The sequence below is a fragment of the Desulfocurvus sp. genome (assembly GCF_023230885.1).
Classification (GTDB): Bacteria; Desulfobacterota; Desulfovibrionia; order Desulfovibrionales; family Desulfovibrionaceae; genus Desulfocurvus.
Genome location: NZ_JALNWM010000238.1, coordinates 1 through 4,660 on the forward strand (window position 1 = coordinate 1; position 4,660 = coordinate 4,660).

The 4,660-nt window shown below is 72.7% G+C and carries 4 protein-coding genes; 3 read left to right on the forward strand and 1 reads right to left on the reverse strand.

The features are described from left to right. Positions 1–136: 136 nt before the first annotated feature. Positions 137–1,597 carry a PLP-dependent aminotransferase family protein gene (locus M0P34_RS13830; RefSeq protein ID WP_291500150.1) on the reverse strand — a complete coding sequence of 487 codons (1,461 nt, stop codon included), beginning with the start codon at positions 1,595–1,597 and terminating at the stop codon, positions 137–139. Between the two features lie 129 nt (positions 1,598–1,726). Between M0P34_RS13830 and M0P34_RS13835 the strand changes: the two genes are divergently transcribed. The 3 genes from M0P34_RS13835 to M0P34_RS13845 form a co-directional block, all read left to right on the forward strand. Then, positions 1,727–2,446 carry an AzlC family ABC transporter permease gene (locus M0P34_RS13835; protein ID WP_291500152.1) on the forward strand — a complete coding sequence of 240 codons (720 nt, stop codon included), beginning with the start codon at positions 1,727–1,729 and terminating at the stop codon, positions 2,444–2,446. Next, entirely contained in the window at positions 2,431–2,757 is a 327-nt protein-coding gene (locus M0P34_RS13840; RefSeq protein ID WP_291500154.1) for an AzlD domain-containing protein, read from the forward strand. The genes M0P34_RS13835 and M0P34_RS13840 overlap by 16 nt, the downstream gene beginning before the upstream one ends. Before the next feature lie 407 nt (positions 2,758–3,164). Then, on the forward strand, positions 3,165–4,660 hold a 1,496-nt coding region (locus M0P34_RS13845), incomplete at its 3' end, for a CZB domain-containing protein (RefSeq protein WP_291500156.1).

Below are 4,660 nucleotides of genomic sequence, written 5' to 3' on the forward strand. Positions count from 1 at the left end.
AGGGCTCCCGCCGACGCATGGGCCTGCGCAGCATGGAGGAGCGCGCCCGGCTGTTGGGCGGCTGGCTGGATGTGGCCTCCCAGCCCGGGCGCGGGGTGCGCATCAAGGTCCAGGTGCCCGCCGATCCGGCGCGGCCTCAGCCCTGAGAGCCGCGGGGCGGGGCGGCGGCCATCTCGGCGGCCAGGGCGCCCAGGGCGGCGACGCCCCGGGCCAGGCGCTGGTTCCACACCCCGCCGGTGGACAGGCGGATGAAGTTGCGGAAGCGGTCCAGGGTCGAGAAGATGGACCCCGGGGCGATGCTGATGCCGTCCTCGCGCGCCCGGTAGAACAGCTCCACCCCGTCCACCTGGCGCGGCAGCTCCAGCCAGAGCACGGCGCCGCCATCGGGCCGCGTGGCCCGGGTCTGCTCGGGGAAGTGCATCCCGATGTGGTGCAGCATGGTGTCGCGCTGGGTTTCCATGGCCTTGCGCAGCTCGCGCAGGTGGCGGTCGTACAGTCCGCGCCGCAGGTAGGCCGCAACGGCCATCTGGGTCGGCGCCGGGTTGCAGACGTTGGTGGTGGCCTTGATCTCCAGGGCCTTGGCCAGGGCGCGCCCGGGCATCATCCAGCCCAGGCGGTAGCCCGGGCAGATGGTCTTGGAAAACGACGAGCACAGGATGACCCCGCCCGCGCGGTCGTAGTGCTTCAGGGGCGCGGGCCGGTGCGGGCCGAAGTGCAGGTCGCCGGACACGTCGTCCTCGATGAGCGGCACGGCGCGCCGGGCCAGCATGTCCACCACCTCGGCCTTGGCTTCCTCGGGCATCAGCGCCCCGTCGGGGTTGTTGAAGTTGGCCGACAGGATGCAGGCCGCGATCTCGAAGCGGTCCAGGGCGGCGCGGATTTCGGCGGGATCGATGCCGCCCTCGGCCCGCGAGGGGACCTCCACCGCCCGGAGCCGCATGTTCTCCAGCAGCTGCAGGAAGCAGAAATAGGTCGGCGACTGCACGAGCACCGTGTCGCCCGGGCGGGTCACGGCGCGCAGGGCGATGTACAGGGCCTCCATAGCCCCCTGGGTGACCATGATCTCGTCGGGGCCGCAGGCCACGCCCGCCTCCAGCCCGCGGACGGCCAGCTGGCGGCGCAGGTCCGCAAGCCCGGGGATGGGGCTGTATTCCAGGGCCGCCTCGGGGGCCTGGCGCACGGCCTCGGCCATGAGCCGGGCCATATGGCGCACGGGCAGCAGCTCGCTGGTCGGGCAGATGATGCCCAGCGGCGTCAGCCGGGGGTCGCCCACCGCTTCGAGCACCGTGCCGATGAGCCCGCCCCGGGTCACGGCGCGCGGGCCGCTGGGCGCGGGCCCGGCCCCGGGCGGACGCAGGCGCCGCCGGGCCGGGCGCACATAGAACCCCGAGCGCGGGCGCGACTCCACCAGGCCCTTGGCCTCCAGCTCCAGATAGGCCTGGTTGATGGTCGAGACGCTGGCGTGCACCCGCGCGGCCAGGGCGCGCAGGGACGGCAGCCTGCTGCCCGGGGGCAGGGCCCCGGCCTCGATGAGTTCGCGCACATGGCGCTCCACGGTCTGGTAGCGGAAATCGTCGCTTCCGGCCTGGCGGGGCATGGGCGGCTCCAAACTGTTATGGTTATATTTCCCGAAATCTGTATCTGTTCTGATAACAGAACCCGTGCTGGAATCAAGCCCGCGCGGTGGGGGCCCAGGCCGGGCCGCCCGCGCGGGAGGCTGCAAGACATGGACGTGCGGACATCTGCCCTGGACGGGGCGCGCTGGGCGCCCGGCGCTTTCGGCGAGGCCCTGCGCCAGGCCGCGCCCATCGTGCTGGGCTATCTGCCGGTGGGCTTCGCCTACGGGGTCCTGGCCCTGAAGACCGGGCTCTCGCCGCTGAACGCGGTGCTCATGTCCGCGCTGGTCTTCGCGGGGTCCGCGCAGCTCATCGCCGTGGGCCTGCTGGCCGCCGGGGCGTCGCCGCTGTCCGTGGCGGCCACGACCTTCGTGGTCAACCTGCGCCACCTGCTCATGGCCGCCTCCCTGGCGCCGCACCTGCGCGGCTGGCCCGCGTCCCGGCTGGCCTGGTTCGGCTTCCAGCTCACCGACGAGACCTTCGCCCTGCACAGCCTGCGCTTCATGCAGGGGCCGCCCCGCGTGGCCCAGACGCTGTGGATCAACGCCGTGGCCCACGGGGCCTGGGTCGCCGGTTCGGCCCTGGGCGTGGCGGCCAGCGCGGCGGTGGCCGACGTGCGGCCCCTGGGGCTGGACTACGCCTTGCCGGCCATGTTCATCGCCCTGGTCGTGGGCCAGGTGCGCGGCGCGGTGCATGTGCTCGTCGGGCTGGCGGCCGCCGGGCTGGCCCTGGGGCTGCACGCCGCGGGCGCCGGGCCGTGGAGCGTGATCCTGGCCACCCTGGGCGCGGCCGCCCTGGGCACGGGGGTGTCGGCATGGACCAGACGCTGATTTTCCTGACCATCCTGGGCATGGCCGTGGCCACCTATCCGGTGCGGGCCCTGCCCCTGCTGGCCTTGGCCTCGCGCGACCTGCATCCCGGGCTGCGCCGCTTCCTGGGTTTCGTGCCCACGGCGGTGCTCTCGGCCATGCTGGCCCAGGGCGTCCTGCTCGAAGACGGCTCCCTGAGCGTCGGGCCGGACAACATCTTTCTGCTGGCCGCCGTTCCGGCCTTTGCCACCGCCATCCTCACCCGCAGCTTCTTCGGCACCGTCGCCGTGGGCATGGGCGTGGTGGCGGGCTGCCGGTACTTCGGCCTGTAGGAGCCTCCCCGGTTGCGGGACGCGGCGGCGGGACGGGAGGCCCGCCGCCGTACTCCCGGGCCGCCTTGGCCCAGCCCCCCGCCCAGCCCCCCGCCCTGTCCTTGCGCCGCGGCGCTGCACGCGCCGTCGGCCTCCCCGTCGTCTTCGCCCCGGCCTGTCCCCTTCGCCGCAGCAGGGGGGCTTCGGTGCGCCGGTCCTGGGTCGTGGCGAAATCCGGCCGCCCCGCGCGGGCCGCGTCCGGTTTCCGATCGGCGGCGTTGCCGGGGGCCGGCAGGCGGAACCTTGCGCGAAAGCCCCTTTTTCGCGCAACGATTTGACTTGCGTCCGCTGTTTGCGCAATAATGGACAATCCTGGCCCCTCGGGGATTGTTCCCCGGACGAGCTGGCCGGGAGGAAGGGAGGCTGTCATGCGCTGGCGGGATCTGCGTCTGGGGGGGAAGTTCGCCGTGGGTTTCGGCCTTGTGCTGGCGCTGCTGGCCGGTGTGGGGACCTGGGCCATCGTGGGCATCGGCGGCATCGTGGGCAACGCGGGGGAGGTCATCGGCGGCAACCGCCTGCGCGGGGATTTCACCCAGCGCGTGGTGGACCACCTGGTCTGGGCCGAACATGTGGCGGCCTATCTCACCGACGAGGACGTCACCGAGCTTGGCGTGCAGATCGACCCGACCCAGTGCGCGTTCGGCAAATGGTACTACGGCAAGGAGCGCGAGGAGGCCCAGCGCCTCGTGCCGCAGATCGCGCCGGTCATGGCCGAGGTCGAGGAGCCCCACCGGCTGCTGCACGAGTCCGCCGGGCTTATCCGCGAGGTCTTCGCCCGGGCCGACCCCGGCCTGGGCGCCTTCCTGCGCGAGAAGAAGACCGACCATGTGGCCTGGATGAACACCGTGCTGCGCGTGTTCGCCGACCCGGCGGCCACGCGGGCCGACGTGCAGGAGGACGCCGCCCTGTGCGACCTGGGCAAGTGGCTGGGCTCCCCGGAGCTGGCCCGGGCCCTGGCCGCCGACCCCGGGATGCGCGAGCGGGTGGAGCCCATCCTGGAGCCGCACCGGGCCCTGCATCAGTCCGTCACGCGCATCAACACCCTGCTGGCCCAGGGGCGGCGCGCCGAGGCCAGCGCCTATTTCGCCGCCACCACCACGGTCCACGCCCAGGCGACCCTGGCCGCCCTGGACGGGCTCATCGCCTGGCACGACGGCCAGCTGGCCCGGAGCCGGGAGGCCCTGCGCATCTACGCGGAGCAGACCAAGCCCAACCTGCACAAGGTCCAGGCGCTGCTGGGCAAGACCCAGGAGATCGTGCGCGCCAACATCATGACCGACGAGCAGATGCTCGACGCCGCCGCGGCCACGCGCCGGGCCGTGACCATCCTCATGGCCGTGGCCTTCCCCCTGGGCGCCCTGCTGGCCTTTGTCATCGCCCGGGGCATCATCGGCCCCGTGGACAAGGGCATGGTCATGGCCGGGTCCTTCGCCGGGGGCGACCTGACCGCCGACGTGGACGTGGACAGCCGCGACGAGATCGGCCGCCTGGCCGCGTCCATGCGCGAGATGGGCGCCAAGCTGCGCTCCATCGTCGCCGAGGTCCAGGCCGCCACGGACAACGTCAGCTCCGGGGCCCAGGAGCTGTCCGCGTCCTCGGAGAGCCTGTCCCAGGGCGCCACCGAGCAGGCCGCCAGCGTGGAGGAGATATCCTCGTCCATGGAGCAGATGACGGCCAACATCCGTCAGAACGCGGACAACGCGCGCCAGACCGGCAAGATGGCCTCCCAGGCCGCCGAGGAGACAGCCCGGGGCGGCAAGGCCGTGGCCGAGACCGTCTCGGCCATGAAGGACATCGCCGACAAGATCTCCATCATCGAGGAAATCGCGCGCCAGACCAACCTGTTGGCGCTCAACGCCGCCAT

What these genes read in the sequence shown, in the direction of transcription:
- M0P34_RS13830 (WP_291500150.1), bottom strand. Translation starts at nt 1,597, where the DNA reads ATGCCCCGCCAGGCCGGAAGCGACGATTTCCGCTACCAGACCGTGGAG.
- M0P34_RS13835 (WP_291500152.1), top strand. Translation starts at nt 1,727, where the DNA reads ATGGACGTGCGGACATCTGCCCTGGACGGGGCGCGCTGGGCGCCCGGC.
- M0P34_RS13840 (WP_291500154.1), top strand. Translation starts at nt 2,431, where the DNA reads ATGGACCAGACGCTGATTTTCCTGACCATCCTGGGCATGGCCGTGGCC.